Source organism: Aeromonas sp. WP2-W18-CRE-05 (assembly GCF_014168615.1).
Lineage (GTDB): Bacteria > Pseudomonadota > Gammaproteobacteria > Enterobacterales > Aeromonadaceae > Aeromonas > Aeromonas caviae.
The window spans coordinates 4,565,659-4,583,445 of the sequence record NZ_AP021917.1; the positions used below are offsets into that span (position 1 = coordinate 4,565,659).

Consider the following 17,787-nt stretch of genomic DNA (forward strand, 5'->3'; position numbering starts at 1 on the left):
GTGATCACACACAATCCGGCCCCCGCTTGCTGCCGCTCTACCGCGGAGTAGGCTGCCTCCTTTTCCGGATTCAACCACTGAGAGTCACCCCATGAGCCCACTGTTCGCCATCGCCATCACGACCGGGATCCTCTCCGCCGTCTGGGGTGGACTGGCCGCCGCACTCGGTCTCATCTCCTGGGTCGGTTTCCTCGGCTGCACCAGCTACTTCGCCTCGAGTGGCGGTTACAAGGCGCTGTTGCAGACCCTGCTGTGCAACACCACCGGCATGCTGTGGGCACTCCTGCTGATCCACGGGGAGACCTGGTGGGGGGCTGGCATGGCGGGCTATCTGATGACAGGGGTGGTGGCCACCCTGATGTGCGTGCAGGCCCGGCAGCAGTGGCTCGCCTACATTCCCGGCACCTTCGCCGGGTGCTGTGCCACCTTCGGCGCCGCAGGCGAGTGGCGGCTCATTCTGCCCTCCCTCATCATCGGCGCCCTGTTTGGCTATCTGATGAAGGCGAGCGGCCTCTGGCTCTCCCAGAAGACCCTCTCCACCGGCGGCGTCAGCGATCCGGCCTGAGGCCGATTCTGTCGGAAACCAGAGGGGCGGCCCGTCATCGACGGGCCGCCCCTCTGTCATTTATCCCTTCGACTTGAAATTTGCCGCCTCGATGCCGTGCCGATTCAATAGCTTGTAGAAGTCGGTGCGGTTTCTCCCCGCCATGTTGGCCGCCAGGGTCACGTTCCCCTCCGTGGTGCGCAGCAGCCGGATCAGATACTCCTTCTCGAACTCGGCCCGCGCCTCGTTGAACGAGGGAATACCGCCACCGCCGCCACTCAGGGCCGACTCCACCATGGCCGCGCCTATCACCGGGCTGCAGCAGAGGCTGGCGAGCTGCTCCACCACCCCGCAGAGCTGGCGCACGTTGCCCGGCCAGGCCGCGGCGGCCAGCAGGGCCAGCGCCTCCGGCGAGAAGCCGAGGGCAGCGCAATCGGGGTGACGGTTGCGGTAATCGTCCAGCGCCTGACGGGCCAGCAGGGGGATGTCCTCGCTGCGGGCGCTCAGCGGCGGCAGGGTGATGTTGGCCACGTTGAGGCGGTAGAAGAGATCCTCGCGAAAACGCCCCTCTTCCATGGCGGTCACCAGATCCTGATGGCTGGAGCTGATGACCCGCACCTCGGGGGTACCCTGACCATACTCCGCCAGCACCTGGAGCAACTTGGCCTGGAGTGACTCCGACAGATCCCCTATCTCGTCGAGGAAGAGGGTGCCGCCTTTGGCCTCGGCAAACAGGCCGGACTGGCCATCCTCGCCAAACAGCTGCAAGTCCAGCACGGGCCAGGGCAGAGCCGCACAGTTGATGGTATGCAGCGGCTTGTCGCGGCGGTGGCTGGCCTGGTGCAGCGCCTGGGTCATCACCCCCTTGCCGGCGCCGGAGGGGCCCAGGATCAGCACGGGCACGTCCATGGTGGCGATGCTGCTCGCCTGGATCAGCAACTGCTCCATCTGCGGGTTGCGGGTCTGGATGAGGGACTGCCACTCCTGCTGCTGCTTCGGACGGGTCAGGCTGAGAGCATGTTCTATGGTGACCAGCAGCTCGTCCTTGTCGATGGGCTTGGTGAGGAAGCTGAATACCCCGGAGCGGGTCGCCTGGATGGCGTCGGGAATGGTGCCATGGGCGGTCATGATGATCACCGGCATGCCGAGCCACTGGGACTGGATCCGCTCGAACAGCGCCAGCCCGTCCATGCCCCCCATGCGCAGATCGCTCAGCACCAGGTCGGCCCGTTGCTGGCGCAGCCTGTCCAGCGCTCCTTCGGCGCTGTCGGCGGTATCCACCTCGTAACCCTGGCTGCGCAGGCGCATGCTCATCAGCTTGAGCAGGCTGGCATCATCGTCCACCAGCAGAATACGGCTCATGCTCTCACCCCCTCTTGGCGAAAAACGCGGTCATTGCGGCGCGGTCCGAAGCTGTCATGGCTGACCTCCCCCATTGAGCTTACGCTGGTTGAGCTGCTCGTCGATGGCGGAGAGCTGCTCTATCTGCTGGCGCAGACGCTTCACCTCCTGACTCTGATCGTCGCGGCGGCTGTCTCGCACCAGCAGCTCCTCCCCGAGGGCGATCCAGCTGCGCAGGAAGGCCTGGGCATCGAGACCGAGCTCCGGCAACAGAGCCTTCAGCTGATCCAGCCCGGCCCGGCGGCTGGCCACCGATTCGGACGGGTGGGTGTTGACCATGGCCAGGCTGACCCGGCTCTCGAGGTCGGTGGCGCCGGCCAGTCGCTGGCGCTCCTGCATCCGCTGCTGGGGATGGCTGGCCAGCAGCCAGTCCGAGTATTGCAGGCGCACCTGCATCTCCTTGTTGGCAAACTCCATCCGCCTGGCAATCGCCTCCTGGGAAGGCTCGGTGAGGCTGGTAGAAGGCAGCAGGGAACAGCCAGCGAGCAGGCCTATCATCAATACGGGAATCACAAATCGTTTCATCTTGAATGTCACTTCAGATCCTGGTGGGGAAGAGGCACCTGCCCGCTCCTCTCAATATTCGGTGTCAAGGCGCCACCCGCACCTGCGGGGTCGCCGCCACGCCCGTCAGCTCGGGCGCACGTTCAAATCCAGCCGGAAACAGACATCCGCCTGGGCATCCTCGATCAGCCTGAGCTCGCCACCCAGACTCATGGCAGACTCACGGGCAATGGAGAGGCCCATGCCGGAGCCTTTCAGCAATCCCTGGCGCACTATGCTGCCCTGTTCAAAGGGCTCGAAGATGCGCTCCCGCTCGTCTGGCGGGATGACAGGCCCTTCGTTGGCCACCTCCAGCCAGCCGCCGCCCGCCCCCGCCCCGGCGCGGATCCAGATCTGTCCGCCCCTGGCGCCATAGCTGACCGCGTTGGAAAAGAGATTGTCGAGGATGAGTCGCAGGCGGTAGGGCTCTGCCCGCAGGCTGATGGGCTCGGGCGGCAAGTGTACACTGATTTGCTTGGATTCCAGCGCGAGCCGGTACTCTTCGGACAAGTCTGACAACAAGGGCGCCAGGGGCACCTCGGACAGGGTGAACACCTCCTGCTGGCTGAGGCGATTGAAGTCGAGCAGCCGCTCGATCAGGGTCTGCAGACGGCGGCTGTTCTCCTCCAGCATCTGGCAGATCTCCTGCTGATCCCCGTTGAGGGGCCCCACTAGCTGCTCCGAGAGCAGATCAGCCCCCTCCCGCAGCACGGCAAGGGGGGTTTTCAGCTCGTGGGATACGTGGCGCAGGAACTGGTATTTCTGCTGTTCCAGCTCCTTGAGCTTGTCGTGCAGCCAGCTGATCCGCTCCCCCAGCAGCACCAGTTCGGCCGGGCCATCCACCGGGCGCTGATCCGGTTCGACACCGGCGCCCAGGCTCAGGATCCGCGACTCAATCTGACGTACCGGATGGATGATGAGGTAGGTAAAGAGCAACACCAGCAGCAGGCTGAGCCCGGCCACGAAGCCGCTGACCCACCAGATCTGCTGTTTCAGCTCCACGATGGCGCCCCGCATGCGGGTCACGTGATCATCCACCTGGCTGCGGGTGACCACCTCCAGTTGCTGGTTCAGTTCGTTGAAATCGGTGAAACGGGGGCTGGTCGCCTCCTGCCTGGCCTTGCGCAGATCCTGCAGGCCGTCGAGCCAGACCAGCGCCGCCTCGAGATCTCCGTAGACCTCGGCATCCGGAATGGAGTCCTGATGGGTCGCGAGCAGTTCCCGGTAGCGCACCAGCTGCTGCCGATAGCTGGCCAGGATGCGGTCATCACCCAGGACCGCATAGCGGCGCAGGGTGCGCTCGAGATCGATGGCCTGAGTGGAGAGCAGCGTCGCCCGGCGAGTGTCCCGCACCGCACGTTCCATCTCGTCGCTGGTGAGCTGGCCCAGGTGGGAGAGAGCCTGACTGTCGTGCCAGATCATGCCCCCCAGGGGCATCAGCACCAGCACGAAGCCCATCAGTACTACCTGGAGCAGGGAGCGGGGCCGAACCTTGGTCATCTTCTGCGGTCTCGATTCGTCATGGGGGAGCCAGCATATCCGCACAGCCCCAAAAAGCAAAACCGGCCATAAAGCCGGTTTGATTGCTCACCGAGGCCGGATTCACGCCAGGCCGACGGACGCCACACAGATGACAATGATCATGGCAAGGGCCCCTGACGCGGCCAACAGTGCCCATTTCATTTCTACGCTCATGCAAACCTCCTTTCTGCCAATCAGCGTTGGATCACAACAGATAACGACATGTTAATTCATAGTGAATCCCATAACCGTGAGCTGCGTATATATTTCAGACGAGCCCAACCCAAGGAATGGAAAGCATGTTTTACCTCTGTAGCATTGGATCCAATCTCGACCCCGCCCTGCACGTCAGTCAGGCCGTCGCCGAATTGCTGGCCCGCTTTGGTCGCCTTCACCTGAGTTCCGTCATCCAGACCAAGCCCGTGGGCATGCATTCGCGCCACGACTTCCTCAACTGCCTGTTCGTCGTCCAGAGCGACCTCTCCCCCGTCCAGCTCAAGACCGAGTTTGTCACCATGGAGCTGGCCCATGGCCGGGATCGCAGCAACCCCCTGTGCAAGGTGGCGGACAGGCCACTGGACATCGACATACTGGCCTGCGGCGAACGGGATGACTTCGCCGAGGCCGGGGTGGATGCCTACCTGGGGGATCTGCTGGCGGAGATGTATCAGGGCGGCAGTGTGGACTCCGGCAAGGTGACCCTCGGCCTGCCGGGCAGCAAGGTGTTTGCGAAGCAGCGCATCGGCCAGGCCCCCATCCATCTCTGCCAGCAAGACGAGGCCCTGCTTCCCGGCAGCGGCCACCCCGGCCCCCCTTCCCGGCACGCCGCCATCCGGCACCCTTGAGCCGTTCACACACATGAGGCGCCCAAAGGCGCCTCATGTCATGGCGGCCCGCCTTGCCCTAGATGACGGCGAGGGCGCGCCCCCCGTCCACCCGGATGCTGGCCCCGGTCATGTAGTCGTTCTTCATCAGCATCTGTACCGCCTGCCAGATGGGCTCCAGACCCCCTTCCCGCGCCAGCGGCGTCTTCGCCAGCACCTGCTGGCGCCAGTCATCCCCGTGCTCGTCGAGAAACAGGATGGGGCCAGGCTCTATGGTGTTGACCCGCACGGCCGGTGCCAGTTCGCGGGCAAAGCTCATGGCCAGGGAATGGGCTCCCGCCTTGGTGGCCACGTAGGCGGCAAACTGGGGCGCCGGGGCATGGATGTAGATATCGGTGATGTGGATGATGCCCCCGTTGGGCTGGCGGGCAAGGGCGGGGGCCAGCGCCCGGTTGAGCTGGAAGGGAGCCGCCATGTGTACCCGGTAGAACTGATCAAACTGGGCCAGCTGCACCGCAGGATCCGCCGCCTGGGGCTCGAAGGCGGAGGCATTGTGGATGATCAGGGCAAGATCCTCATGGGCCGCCAGCGCCGTCACCACGGCGCCTACCTCCTCTTCCCGGGTGAAGTCCGCCTGTACCAGCTCGACGCCCACGTCTCGCAGACGATCCAGCTCGGGCCGTTCGCTGCGATAGCTGCCCGTCACCTGCCAGCCAGCGGCCACCAGCTGCTCGCACAGATAGAATCCCAGGCGACGGCCACAGCCCGTTACCAATGCACGCATACCCTCTCCTTGTGGTTGTCGCCCTCCCCGATCCATGCAGGATCGCACGGAGGGCCCATTCATCGGCCATGACCTATCGATGTCCGAGGCAAAACCCATTGGCCCCCTGTCACAGCCACCGGGCATAGTGGCCCCATCGACCCCCATGGAGCCACTATCATGCTACAAATTCGCGATCATATGCAGCCATTGACCCACTCACTGCATCCCGGCCTCGGTCTGGCCGAGGCGCTGGACAGACTCCATCGGGCAAACCTGGGGGGCCTGCCGGTACTGGATGACCATCAGCACCTCGTCGGATTTCTCTCCGAGCAGGATTGCATTCCCGCCCTGCTCACGGGCAGCTATCACTGCGACACCCGTACTCTGGTCGAAGATCTGATGAGCCGGGCCCCGCTGTTCGTCTCTCCTGATGACAGCATCGTGGATCTCGCCCGCCAGATGGCCGGGGCCAGACCCAAGGTCTATCCAGTGATGGAGGGAGGCAAGGTGACGGGCATCATCAGCCGTCGTCAGGTGATGAAGGCCCTCAACACCCAGATGAAACAGTGTCAGGCAACCTGAGGCAGGCCACCTCGCACACGTGTCATGCAGACCCCCCTCCCGTCCACAGCCGGCGAGTGGCTGGTCCACCCCACCCGACTCTGCCACGGGGCGGCCTGTCGAGGCAGCCCGCCCCCCTCCCACCGGCACAGTTCGTTTGTCCCCTCCCCATTTCAGGGTTTGCCATCCGTGGTCGTCTCTAGTTAGATAGGTGCCGGTCACAGTCCCTGCCGGATGCGACCCCGTCCCGAGTGCTCAGGAGATGTAACGTGCGACGCTTGCTCGTATTCTGCTTGCTGCTGCCCTGCTGGCTGTCAGCCAGGGAGCTGGTCATTGGTGGCATCCTGGAGCCCCCTCTCAAGTGGCTGGATGCACAGGGACACCCTCGCGGGTTGGATGTGGATCTCGTCACCGCCATCTTCGGCACGCTCCATACCCCCATCAGGATTGAGCTCATCGATTCGGGGGCCAGGCTCACCCGCAATGCCGAAAGCGGCTTCTATGACCTGCTGCTGACCCACTCCTACAAACCGGAGCGGGAGGCCTATCTGCTCTACCCCAAACAGGCCCATATGCTCCATAGCTGGCACTTCTTCATACGCAAGGAGTCCGCGGGCCGGATCCATTATGACCATCTGACGGATCTCAAACCCTGGCGTATCGGTGTCACCCGGGACTTCTCCTATACCCCCGAGCTCGCGGCGGCCATGACAGACCCGAGCTATCACTTCCAGGAGATCCCCATCAACCAGCTGCAACTGCGCAAACTCATCGCCGGTCGCATCGACGTGGTGCCCATGTCCCTGGTCACCGCCTTCACCCAGATAAGAGAGGAGGGACTGGAAGGCAAGCTCGACTACCTGCCAAAACCCCTCAAGACCAGCCCCTACTTCAATGTCTGGACCCGTTCCCGGGCCGATGCCGACACCCCGGCCCTGATGGCCGCCTATGATGCCGAACTGCTGCACATGAAGCGGGACGGCCGGCTCAAGGCCCTCTACGACAAATACGGCATCCCCTATATCGAACCCTGATCCACCGGTCAGGGTGCCCTATCCCGCAGGGTCAAATTCTGCTGCGCGAACAGGGTCTCGCACGGGAGAGGGATCTCTACGCCCCCCTCAGACCACCCGACTCAAGGCTTCACATCCCGCAGGATCGGGTTTTGCAGCGAAATCAGCGTCTCGGTGGACTGGATCTCGTCGATGGTCTGGATCTTGTGGATCAGTACCGTCTGCAACTCGTCGATGGAGCGGGTCATCACCTTCATGAAGATGCTGTAGTGGCCCGTGGTGTAGTAGGCCTCCACCACCTCGTCCAGCGCCTGCAGTTTGGCCAGGGCCGACGGGTAATCCTTGGCGCTCTTGAGGTTGATCCCGATGAAGCAGCAGACGTCGTAGCCCAGCTTCTTGGGGTTCACCTGCACCCGCGTTCCCTCGATGATGCCCGCCTGCTTCATCTTCTCTACCCGCACGTGGATGGTGCCCGGGCTCACCAGCAGTTGTTTGGCCAGCTCGGCGTAAGGCAGGCGCGCATTCTCCATCAGGGCGGTGAGGATGGCCTGATCGAGATTATCGATCCGATAATTTTCTGACACTTTTTTGCACTCCTTTTAATGATTCATCATTAATTGATGGCTTATTTTGAAGAAAAAAACACACAAAGCCTATTTCAATTATCGAATATTGAATTTAGTTGGCGTTCTGTTGAAGAATCACCGCATTCAACGGATTCACGACAGGTAATTCAGCATGAAACAGCACTACATCCGCAGCCAACAGCAGATCAGCTTCGTCAAGGAGATGTTCTCCCGCCAACTCGCACTGCAACTCGGCCTGATGGAGGTACAAGCCCCCATTCTGAGCCGGGTCGGTGACGGCACCCAGGACAACCTCTCCGGCTGCGAGCATGCAGTGCAGGTCAAGGTGAAAACCCTGCCGGAGCACAGCTATGAGGTGGTCCACTCCCTGGCCAAGTGGAAGCGCCAGACTCTGGGCCGCTTCGGTTTCGGCCCGGGTGAAGGCATCTACACCCACATGAAGGCACTGCGTCCGGACGAGGATCGTCTCAGCCCCATTCACTCCGTCTACGTCGACCAGTGGGACTGGGAGAAGGTGATGCCGGGCGAGCGCCGGGATCTGGCCTATCTGCAGGAGACGGTGCGCGGCATCTGGGCCGCCATCAAGGCCACCGAGCGCGCGGTCTGTGCCGAGCATGAGCTGACCCCCTTCCTGCCGGCGGATATCCAGTTCCTGCACAGTGAAGAGCTGCTGACCCGCTACCCGGACCTCGATGCCAAGGGACGCGAGCGCGCCATCGCCAAAGAGCTGGGAGCGGTCTTCCTCATCGGTATCGGTGGCGCCCTCTCTCACGGCGAACGCCACGACGTCCGTGCCCCGGACTACGACGACTGGAGCAGCGAGAGCGAGCTGGGGCTGGCGGGTCTGAACGGTGACATCCTGGTGTGGAACCCGGTGCTGGAAGACAGCTTCGAGATCTCCTCCATGGGGATCCGGGTGGACGCAGAGGCCCTGCGCCGCCAGCTCGCCATCACCGGGGACGAGGATCGCCTGCAGTACGACTGGCATCAGGATCTGCTGGCAGCACGGATGCCGCAAACCATCGGCGGCGGCATCGGCCAATCCCGCCTCGCCATGCTGCTGCTGCAAAAAGAGCACATCGGTCAGGTCCAGGTCGGCGTCTGGCCATCTGAAATGAAGGCTGCCATCCCAGGCATGCTGTAACGAATTGATTTGATTGCATCTGTCCTCCTATCGCGGCAACACGGCGCGGGACAGACGCGATAGCGAAGCTGGTCAGCCGGGGTGGAGAGCGTATCCCGACTGACTGTAAGGCGGGCATGGTCGCTGACTGTGCCTGCCGACCCTGGGGCTTGCCCCTGCGATCCGCTCAACCCACGTCAGATCGCATCGAATACATTCCTCCCGGCAATCTTCGGATTGCCGTTTTTTTATGCAGGAAATCGGTACTCGAAACCGGCCCCGATCTGGCGCTGCCGCGGCAGCACCGCCTTCCGTTTGCCGGTGCAATGACAGGCAAACAGCTTCTCTACCGCCTCCTCCTGCAGATAAGTGCCGAGCGCCACCGCCCGCTGCGGGCCGGAAAATTTCAGATGCAGGCCGCCGATGACGGCGTGGATCCGCTCATCGCCACACACCTCCTTGGCCCGCGCGATGATGTTCTCGGCCCCGGCGTGACCACAGCCGATAAAGACGATGAGCCCCTGCTCGCTCTTGTAGACCAGCGCCGAATCATCGCTGATAAGGTCTTTCTCCACTCGCCCGCCCCGCACCATGTAACCAAGCAAGGAGGGTTTGGCCTGCTCCCGTCGCAGTATGGTTCCCAGGAACACCAGCCGCTCGGACAGCCAGACCGGCTCAGCTGAACAGTGAGGGAGCAGCCCTCTCGTCGCCAGTTGTCGCGGATCCAGGTCGCCCGAGAGGCGGTAGAGGTTGTAGCGTCGGGGCAGCAACGGCAGGAAGTAGCCCCGCTCATTGAACACATCCGGACAAGCGATCAATGGAATAGGATCGGAATAGACGGGCAGGGAGCCGATGCCTCCCACATGGTCGTAATGACCGTGGGACAGCACCACATGGGTGAGAGAGCCAAGATCTACCCCCATCACCTCGGCATTGTGCCGCAGCGCCCGGCCACGGCCGCTGTCGAACAGCACCTTGAGTCCATCGCACTCCAACAGCAACGACAGTCCCTTTTCAGGCAGGCAGCCGGGTAGATGAACATCATCATCCACCAAAACGGAAAACGTCAGCATCTCAATCACCCTGAAAACAAAACGCAGGCACGAGGCCTGCGTTTTTCATCGACAATCCCATTACTGGGTCATGGTGAGGCCGTTGCTGTCGGCCCCCAGCCGCAGTGTCTTGCCCGGGATGACCCGACCGCTGAGCAGGGCCTGGGCCAGCGGGTTCTCCACCTTCTGCTGGATCGCCCGCTTGAGGGGACGCGCCCCGTAGACGGGATCGAACCCGGCATGAACCAGCTTGGTCAGCAGCTCCTCGCTCACCTCCACCTCGAAGCCCTGGGACTCCAGACGGCTCATCAGGCTCTTGAGCTGGATGCGGGCGATGGACTTGATGTGCTCCTCACCGAGCGGGTGGAACACCACGGTCTCGTCGATCCGGTTGATGAACTCCGGCCGGAAGCTGCGGGTCAGCACCTCCATCAGCATGGCCTTCATCTCGTCGTAATCCTTCTCGGAGTGGTGCTCCTGGATGAGATCCGACCCGAGGTTGGAGGTCATGATCACCACGGTGTTGCGGAAGTCCACGGTACGCCCCTGACCGTCGGTCAGGCGGCCATCGTCCAGCACCTGCAACAGGATGTTGAAGACATCGGGATGCGCCTTCTCCACCTCGTCCAGCAGGATCACCGAATAGGGGCGACGGCGCACCGCCTCGGTGAGATACCCCCCTTCCTCGTAACCCACGTATCCCGGAGGCGCCCCCACCAGACGGGCCACGCTGTGTTTCTCCATGAACTCGGACATGTCGATCCGCACCATGGCGTCCTGGGTATCGAACAGGAACTCCGCCAGCGCCTTGCACAGCTCGGTCTTGCCCACCCCGGTGGGGCCGAGGAAGAGGAAGGAGCCGATGGGGCGGTTCGGGTCGGACAGCCCGGCACGAGAGCGGCGAATGGCGTTGGAGACGGCGTCCACCGCCTCTTCCTGGCCGATCACCCGGCTGTGCAGCTGATCCTCCATCCGCAGCAACTTCTCCCGTTCCCCTTCCAGCATGCGGGCCACCGGAATGCCGGTCCAGCGGGCCAGGACGTCGGCGATCTCCACGTCGGTGACCCGGTTGCGCAGCAGGCTGGTCTCCTGCATCTCGGCCTGGGTGGCGAGATCCAGCTGTTTCTCCAGTTCAGGGATGCGGCCGTACTGCAACTCGGACATGCGGCCCAAGTCCCCTGCGCGGCGCGCCACCTCGAGATCCTGACGGGCCTGCTCCAGTGCCGCCTTGATGTGCTGGGTCCCGGCGAGGGCAGCCTTCTCGGCCTTCCACACCTCTTCCAGCTCGTTGTATTCCCGCTCTTTTTCCGTCAGCTCCTGATTGAGCAGATCGAGGCGCTTGCGGCTGGCGTCATCGTCCTCCTTCATCAGCGCCTGCTGCTCCAGCTTGAGCTGGATGATGCGCCGCTCGAGCCGGTCCAGGGATTCCGGCTTGGAGTCGATCTGGAGCCGGATGCTGGCCGCCGCCTCGTCGATAAGGTCGATGGCCTTGTCAGGCAGCTGGCGATCCGCGATGTAGCGGTGGGAGAGCTGGGCCGCCGCGACGATGGCGGGGTCGGTGATCTGCACATGGTGGTGCAGCTCGTAGCGCTCCTTCAGGCCACGCAGGATGGCGATGGTGTCCTCCACCGAGGGCTCCTCCACCAGCACCTTCTGGAAACGGCGCTCCAGCGCGGCATCCTTCTCCACGTACTGCCTGTACTCATCGAGGGTGGTGGCCCCGACGCAGTGCAGCTCGCCGCGGGCCAGGGCGGGCTTGAGCATGTTGCCCGCATCCATGGCACCCTCGCCCTTGCCGGCACCGACCATGGTGTGCAGCTCGTCCACGAAGAGGATGACGCTGCCCTCCTCCTTGGCCAGATCGTTCAGAACCGCCTTGAGCCGCTCCTCGAACTCGCCGCGATACTTGGCTCCGGCCACCAGGGCCCCCATGTCGAGCGACAGCACCCGCTTGTTCTTGAGCCCTTCCGGCACTTCGCCATTGATGATGCGCTGGGCCAGCCCCTCGACGATGGCGGTCTTGCCGACGCCGGGGGCACCGATCAGCACCGGGTTGTTCTTGGTGCGGCGTTGCAGCACCTGGATGGTGCGGCGAATTTCGTCATCCCGGCCGATCACCGGGTCGAGCTTGCCGAGTTCGGCCCGCTCGGTGAGATCGATGGTGTACTTCTCCAGCGCCTGGCGATTCTCCTCGGCGTTGGCATCCTCCACCTTCTTGCCGCCACGGACCTTGTCGATGGCTGCCTCGAGTTTTTCCTTGGTCAGCCCCTGGGCACGCAGCAGCTCGCCCAGCGTCCCCTTCTCGTCCAGGGCCGCCAGCACGAACAGCTCGGACGAGATGAACTGATCCTTGCGCTGCTGGGCCAGCTTGTCGCAGACGTTGAGCAGGCGGCCGAGGCCGTTGGAGAGCTGTACGTCCCCTTCCACCCCACTGACGCGGGGCAGGCGATCCAGCTCCTCGCCGAGGCGCGAGCGCAGGGTATTGATGTCGAGCCCGGTCAGGGTGAGCAGCGGACGAATGGATCCGCCGTCCTGATTGAGCAAGGCGCTCATCAGATGGACGGGTTCGATGAATTGGTGGTCACGACCCAGTGCAAGAGACTGGGCATCGGAAATGGCAATCTGGAATTTGCTGGTCAGGCGATCGAGGCGCATTGCACTCCCCCTTCAAGACAGACGCCGCATGCGCGGCAACAACATCGCTTTCTGACAAGGAAGATGTGGTCTTGAAGGGCAATTTCAAGGGGTGGCTGTTTATTTTTCCCTCAATAGTGGTGACCGGGGGAAAACGACCTCGCAATGGCAGCCTGCACCCTGAGCCTGCTCGGCAGCAAGACATGGTCGCGGAGGGCCATCACCAGAGAGTGAGGAGGCGCTTGCGGCCACTCGCGAGCGCCTCTTCGGCTATTTTTCCAGCCACACAAGGGAGGCCATGCGACCCGTCTGTCCATCGCGGCGATAGGAGTAGAAGCGCTCGCTGTCGTTGAAGGTGCAGTATTCGCCGCCATAGATGGCGGTGACGCTGGCGCGGGCGAGGCGCAGTCGGGCCAGCTGGTAGATATCCGCCAGCCATTTACCTTCGTTGAGGGATGGCACGAATGCAGTCGCCGCTTCCGCCTGCTCCGTCATGAAGGCCTCACGCACTTCGCCACCCACTTCGAACGCGGCGGGACCGATGGCCGGGCCCAGCCAGGCCAGGATCTCGCCAGGCTCGCAGCCCATGGCGGCGATGCTTGCCTCCAATACGCCCCCCAGCAATCCGCGCCAACCGGCATGGGCCGCCGCCACTACGGTGCCTGCCCGATCGCAGAACAGCACCGGCAGGCAGTCGGCAGTCATCACGATGCAGGCCTGCCCCGCCTCATGAGCACAGGCGGCATCGGCATCCGGTACGCGCTCATAACGGTCGCTCACCGGATGGACGGCGATGCCATGTACCTGGTTGAGCCAGTTGAGAGTGCCGGGGATCCCCGCCACCTGCTGCAGCCGGGCGCGGTTGGCCTCGACCCTGGCCGGTTCATCGCCCACATGGGCCCCGAGGTTCAGGCCGGCAAAGACCCCTTCGCTGATACCGCCGTCCCGGGTGGTCGAGAGAGCCCTGACATTGCCCGGTGCGGGCCAGTCGGGTGCGATCCAGTTCATCTGTGGCTCCTTTCGTTCATATGAAAACGGGGCCCCTTGGCTGCAACCAGTCAAGGGGCCCCGCATCAGATCATGGAGGGCAGGTTACGGCAGGAATCGTCGCAAGGCCGCCCCCGGGATCAGTTCCAGACCAGATCGTCCGGATTGGCCAGGGTATCCGCCCGCAGCACTTCCATCAGCGCCACCATGTCCTGCGGCGTGGGGGAGTGCCACTCCATCACTTCACCCGTGATGGGGTGCGCCAGCTTCAGCATGGTGGCGTGCAGCGCCTGACGGTGGAAACCTCGCAGGGCCTCGGTCAGTTCGGGGGTGGCGTTGCGCAGCAGACGCAGACGACCGCCGTAGGCGGGATCCCCCACCAGCGGATGCTTGATGTGGGCCATGTGGACACGGATCTGGTGCGTACGGCCGGTCTCCAGCCGCAACCGCAGACGGGTGTGACCACGGAACTTCTCGTGCACCCGGTAGTGGGTGACGGACTCGCGCCCGTTGGGCACCACTGCCATGTGGGTACGCTGGGTCGGGTGACGACCGATGGGGGCATCGACGGTGCCGCCGGCGGTCATGTGACCGATGGCGATGGCTTCGTACTCACGGGTGATCTGGCGCGCCTGCAGGGCTTCCACCAGGTGGGTCTGGGCCGGAATGGTCTTGGCGACCACCATCAGCCCCGTGGTGTCTTTATCCAGACGGTGCACGATACCGGCGCGAGGCACCTCGGCGATGCCGGGGTAGCGGTGCAGCAGGGCGTTGAGCACGGTGCCGTCCGGCGTACCGGCGCCCGGGTGAACCACCAGGCCGGCCGGCTTGTCGATCACCAGGATGTGTTCATCTTCATAGACGATGTTCAGCTCGATGTTCTGGGCATCCCAGCGGGTGTCGTCTGCCAGTTCCACATTCACATGTACCTGCTGCCCGGCCACCACTTTCTCGCGCGGGGTATTGGCAACCTGACCGTCCAGGGTCACTCTGTCCTGTAAAATCCACTCCTTGATGCGGGTCCGGGAGTAGTCGGGAAACAATTCGGCCAGGGCCTGGTCGAGTCGTTGCCCGAATTGGTGATCCTGAAATTCGCCTGTCAGTTCAATATGCTGGCTCATGTATGGTCTCTTGAGCGGGGGTATCAATTCGAAATAATCCGGGTATTCTAGCTTTTCTTTTAGCCAAGCATAACGGATACTTTGCCAATTTCGTGGAAATGGACCGGATGTTGTTGATGGGAAAGAAGTCTCACCTGCTGATGTCGCTCGCCTTGGTCGCTACCCTGATCACTGGCTGTTCCAGCACCAAACCCAAGGTTCCCGACGAACCGCCGGAAGTTCTGTACCAGAAAGCCCGCATCAAACTGGATACCGGCAACTACCTCAATGCCATCGAACTGCTGGAAGCGCTGGACTCTCGTTACCCGTTCGGCGCCTACTCCAACCAGGTTCAGCTCGATCTCATCTATGCCTACTACAAGCAGGATGATACCGCCCAGGCGATCGCCAACATCGACCGTTTCATCCGCCTGAACCCGGCGCACAAGAACATCGATTACGTCTTCTATATGCGCGGCCTGACCAACATGGCGGCGGATTACAACTTCTTCCAGGATTTCCTCGGCATCAATCGGGATGACAAGGACCCCTCCTACGCCCGTCAGGCCTTCCAGGACTTCAAGACCCTGCTGCAGAACTACCCCAACAGCAGCTATGCAGCCGATGCCCGTGCCCGCATGATCGGCCTGAAGAACCGTCTTGCCCGCTATGACCTGGGGGTAGCCGAGTACTACGTCAAGCGTGACGCCCTGATCGCCGCCGCCAACCGCGCCAAGCTGATCGTCGAGACCTATCCCGACACGATGGAAACCGAGAAGGCACTGGAAATCATGGTCAACGCCTATGACACCCTGAAGATGCCGACCCTGGCCCAGCATGCCCGAGAAGTGCTGGCCAAGAACTACCCGGACAACCGTCTCGGTCGCGGCTGAGTAGCGAACGGACAATGAAAAACCGGAGCCACTGGCTCCGGTTTTTTTATGGCCGACGGCGGCACTCCGGGGTCACTGGTGCTTACCCTGCTGCTTGGCCCGCATGATGTTGATGATCTCGATGTCGGTATCCAGCATCCCCTCCCTGGAGAGGCGACCCAGGTTGGCGATGGTCTGGTCCACATCGTCCGAGACGATCCCCTCGCTCTGGGGCACGCGCAGGTTGTTGATGGCCATCAGCGAGGATTTCACCGCCGCCGAGGTGGAGGTGGAGACCTTCATGGAGCAGGCGCTGCCGGCGCCGTCGCAGATGATGCCGGAAACATCCCCAATCATGTTGTTGATGCAGTGGCTGATCTGCTCGAACTGGCCTCCCAGCAGCCAGGTGATGGCGGCCCCCGATCCCATGGCGGCGGTACTGGCGGCACACAGGGCGGAGAGCTTGTTCTGGTAGGCCTTGATGTAGATGGCCACCAGATGGCTCATCACCAGGGCACGGGCCAGCTGCTCGTCATCGGCCTTGAGGAAGCGGGCGGCGGCGACCACCGGCATGGTGGCGGCAATGCCCTGGTTGCCGGAACCGGAGTTGGACATGGCGGGCAGCATGGCGCCATCCATCCGCGCATCGGAGGCGGCAGACGACAGGCGCATGGCCAGGGTCATCAGGTCGTCGGAAAGCAGCTTGCGCTCCACCTGATCGGTGAGGATCATGCCGATGCGCAGGCCATAGCCCTGCAGCCCTTCGTCCGCCAGCGCCTGGTTCATGGTGGCCGCCTCGCGGATGAAGTCGATCTCGGCCAGCGGCACCTCCAGGGCGAAGGCCACGATTTCCTTCAGGGTCATGGCGGGCTTGTCGGCCTTGGCGGGCTGGATCTGCACCCCGGGGGCGCTGTCCTGCACCATCAGCACCTCGCCATCCTTCTCCATCAGCACGATGCGGGTATGGTCCGTACAGATCACCACCCGGGCGCTGTGCCCCTCCACTTCGGCCAGCACCTCGGCGTAGAGCACGTCGGGCACATCCTTCACATCCACCTCTATGGTGGGCAGCAGCCCCTTGGCCGCCTCGACCTGATCCGGCGTGAGGCTCTTGAGCACCTCCAGCCCGGCATCCGGGTTGCCACCGGTGATGCCGACGGCGGCGGCCACCGGCAGGCCGATCATGCCGGTGCCGGGCACGCCGACCCCCATGCCGTTCTTGAACAGATTGCCGCTGACCCAGACGCGGGTGCGAGTCGGTACCTGCCCCAGCAGCTTGCGGCAGTTGGCCGCCGCCAGGGCGACCGACATGGGCTCGGTGCAGCCGAGGGCCGGCACCACTTCACGCTTGAGCAGGGTAATAAAGTCGGTCCATTGTGCGTTCATTGCGATGTGTCTCATGTTCATGGCGCCCGCGTGCGGGCTCGTCATTGTTGTTCGGCCAGTTCCGCCTTGTGATTGCGGATATGCAGGTAAACGGTATGGCGGGAGATACCGAGCAGCTCGGCCACCAGTTGGGCGGCATCCTTGATCTCGAAGATGCCCATGTCGTAGAGCCGGTGCACGATCGCCTTGTTGCGCACGCTGCTGCCCAGCCCGGGATCCCTGTCCACCTTGGCGATCACCTGCACCACCAGATCATCCACCGAGCTGGCGAAAGTCTCGGTGCCGTGGGCAGTGGGCACTGCGGGCGGAGCAAAGGTGTCGAGCAGGCTGCCAAGGGGCGTGTCCAGGCTGAAATTCACGCACAGCATACCGATGGGTTTGCCCTCGCGGTTGCTGATGGTGATGGACGAGGACTTCAGCAGGGAGCCCCCCCGGGTGCGGGAAAAATAGCTGCTCCACTGGCTGCCGGCGGCACTGTGCAACTTGTCGAGCGCGAAGTCGGTGACCGGCGCTCCCTCCTGGCGGCCGGTGATGTGGCCGTTGGCAATCTTGATGACGGAGGCGTGCAGACTGTCAAAGGCGTGCAGCACCACCTCGCAGCCCGGGCCAAACAGGGCGGACAGCGCCGCCACCGCAGGCTCGAAGCTGGCAATCAGATGGCGCTCTTCATCGGTCAGTGTGCTGGCGTCGCGCAAGGGAGCTACCTCGGTCATGGGGTCATCCGGTCAACGTTGGGTAAGGATATTCAAAGCGGACTCAAATAAAATTGAGCAAATCCGCTTTTTGCGCGGACATTATGCCCGACTGGTGAGACAACACCACAAAATGTGAGCAAAATCACGACTGAAATGACAAAAAGGCCCCATGAGAGGC

At 63.0% G+C, this 17,787-nt stretch carries 18 protein-coding genes; 6 read left to right on the forward strand and 12 right to left on the reverse strand.

The window, feature by feature from the left end; all coding sequences use genetic code 11:
• Positions 1–91: 91 nt before the first annotated feature.
• Entirely contained in the window at positions 92–565 is a 474-nt protein-coding gene (locus tag H7R73_RS21395; RefSeq protein ID WP_042014355.1) for a DUF1097 domain-containing protein, read from the forward strand.
• 60 nt (positions 566–625) lie between these two features.
• Here the strand turns inward: H7R73_RS21395 and H7R73_RS21400 are convergent, their stop codons facing one another.
• The 4 genes from H7R73_RS21400 to cydH form a co-directional block, all read right to left on the reverse strand.
• Positions 626–1,906, reverse strand: a complete 1,281-nt coding sequence (locus H7R73_RS21400; RefSeq protein ID WP_041214273.1) for a sigma 54-interacting transcriptional regulator — start codon at positions 1,904–1,906, stop codon at positions 626–628.
• A 54-nt stretch (positions 1,907–1,960) separates the two neighbouring features.
• Positions 1,961–2,470 carry a hypothetical protein gene (locus H7R73_RS21405; protein WP_039039694.1) on the reverse strand — a complete coding sequence of 170 codons (510 nt, stop codon included), beginning with the start codon at positions 2,468–2,470 and terminating at the stop codon, positions 1,961–1,963.
• Between the two features lie 105 nt (positions 2,471–2,575).
• Entirely contained in the window at positions 2,576–3,988 is a 1,413-nt protein-coding gene (locus tag H7R73_RS21410) for a sensor histidine kinase (RefSeq protein ID WP_039039616.1), read from the reverse strand.
• Positions 3,989–4,090: 102 nt separating this feature from the next.
• Positions 4,091–4,183, reverse strand: coding sequence for a cytochrome bd-I oxidase subunit CydH (cydH, locus tag H7R73_RS21415; protein ID WP_010675981.1), 93 nt, complete (start codon positions 4,181–4,183; stop codon positions 4,091–4,093).
• 125 nt (positions 4,184–4,308) lie between these two features.
• Between cydH and folK the strand changes: the two genes are divergently transcribed.
• Positions 4,309–4,854, forward strand: a complete 546-nt coding sequence (folK, locus tag H7R73_RS21420) for a 2-amino-4-hydroxy-6-hydroxymethyldihydropteridine diphosphokinase (RefSeq protein WP_103260921.1) — start codon at positions 4,309–4,311, stop codon at positions 4,852–4,854.
• A 58-nt stretch (positions 4,855–4,912) separates the two neighbouring features.
• Here folK and H7R73_RS21425 read toward each other — a convergent pair whose 3' ends face one another.
• Entirely contained in the window at positions 4,913–5,617 is a 705-nt protein-coding gene (locus tag H7R73_RS21425) for an SDR family oxidoreductase (RefSeq protein ID WP_039039618.1), read from the reverse strand.
• Positions 5,618–5,776: 159 nt separating this feature from the next.
• Between H7R73_RS21425 and H7R73_RS21430 the strand changes: the two genes are divergently transcribed.
• Together H7R73_RS21430 and H7R73_RS21435 are read left to right on the forward strand one after the other, a co-directional pair.
• Complete coding sequence (locus tag H7R73_RS21430; protein WP_103260922.1) at positions 5,777–6,181, forward strand: CBS domain-containing protein; 405 nt, start codon at positions 5,777–5,779, stop codon at positions 6,179–6,181.
• 257 nt (positions 6,182–6,438) lie between these two features.
• Positions 6,439–7,194, forward strand: coding sequence for a substrate-binding periplasmic protein (locus tag H7R73_RS21435; RefSeq protein WP_233466804.1), 756 nt, complete (start codon positions 6,439–6,441; stop codon positions 7,192–7,194).
• Positions 7,195–7,295: 101 nt separating this feature from the next.
• On the opposite strand, the gene asnC is transcribed toward H7R73_RS21435, so the two are convergent.
• Positions 7,296–7,757 carry a transcriptional regulator AsnC gene (gene asnC, locus H7R73_RS21440; RefSeq protein ID WP_010675986.1) on the reverse strand — a complete coding sequence of 154 codons (462 nt, stop codon included), beginning with the start codon at positions 7,755–7,757 and terminating at the stop codon, positions 7,296–7,298.
• 154 nt (positions 7,758–7,911) lie between these two features.
• On the opposite strand from asnC, the gene asnA reads away from it, so the two are divergent.
• Positions 7,912–8,904 (forward strand): aspartate--ammonia ligase, encoded by a 993-nt coding sequence (asnA, locus tag H7R73_RS21445; RefSeq protein ID WP_010675987.1) that lies wholly within the window; start codon positions 7,912–7,914, stop codon positions 8,902–8,904.
• Between the two features lie 227 nt (positions 8,905–9,131).
• Here asnA and H7R73_RS21450 read toward each other — a convergent pair whose 3' ends face one another.
• From H7R73_RS21450 to rluD, 4 genes are all read right to left on the reverse strand, one after another.
• Positions 9,132–9,956 carry an MBL fold metallo-hydrolase gene (locus tag H7R73_RS21450; RefSeq protein WP_103260923.1) on the reverse strand — a complete coding sequence of 275 codons (825 nt, stop codon included), beginning with the start codon at positions 9,954–9,956 and terminating at the stop codon, positions 9,132–9,134.
• Positions 9,957–10,016: 60 nt separating this feature from the next.
• Positions 10,017–12,590: an ATP-dependent chaperone ClpB gene (gene clpB / locus H7R73_RS21455; protein ID WP_039039623.1), complete on the reverse strand. Its 2,574-nt coding sequence runs from the start codon at positions 12,588–12,590 to the stop codon at positions 10,017–10,019.
• 249 nt (positions 12,591–12,839) lie between these two features.
• A complete protein-coding gene (gene pgeF, locus H7R73_RS21460) occupies positions 12,840–13,577 on the reverse strand; it encodes a peptidoglycan editing factor PgeF (RefSeq protein WP_103260924.1) in 738 nt (245 codons plus the stop codon).
• Between the two features lie 119 nt (positions 13,578–13,696).
• Entirely contained in the window at positions 13,697–14,677 is a 981-nt protein-coding gene (rluD, locus tag H7R73_RS21465; RefSeq protein WP_010675991.1) for a 23S rRNA pseudouridine(1911/1915/1917) synthase RluD, read from the reverse strand.
• Between the two features lie 116 nt (positions 14,678–14,793).
• Here rluD and H7R73_RS21470 point away from each other — a divergent pair, with 116 nt between their 5' ends.
• Complete coding sequence (locus H7R73_RS21470) at positions 14,794–15,549, forward strand: outer membrane protein assembly factor BamD (protein ID WP_029314864.1); 756 nt, start codon at positions 14,794–14,796, stop codon at positions 15,547–15,549.
• A 72-nt stretch (positions 15,550–15,621) separates the two neighbouring features.
• Here the strand turns inward: H7R73_RS21470 and H7R73_RS21475 are convergent, their stop codons facing one another.
• Together H7R73_RS21475 and H7R73_RS21480 are read right to left on the reverse strand one after the other, a co-directional pair.
• Positions 15,622–16,929: an L-cysteine desulfidase family protein gene (locus H7R73_RS21475; protein ID WP_182951408.1), complete on the reverse strand. Its 1,308-nt coding sequence runs from the start codon at positions 16,927–16,929 to the stop codon at positions 15,622–15,624.
• Between the two features lie 26 nt (positions 16,930–16,955).
• On the reverse strand, positions 16,956–17,627 hold the full coding sequence (locus H7R73_RS21480) for a helix-turn-helix transcriptional regulator (protein WP_103260926.1): 672 nt from the start codon (positions 17,625–17,627) through the stop codon (positions 16,956–16,958).
• Between the last annotated feature and the right edge of the window lie 160 nt (positions 17,628–17,787).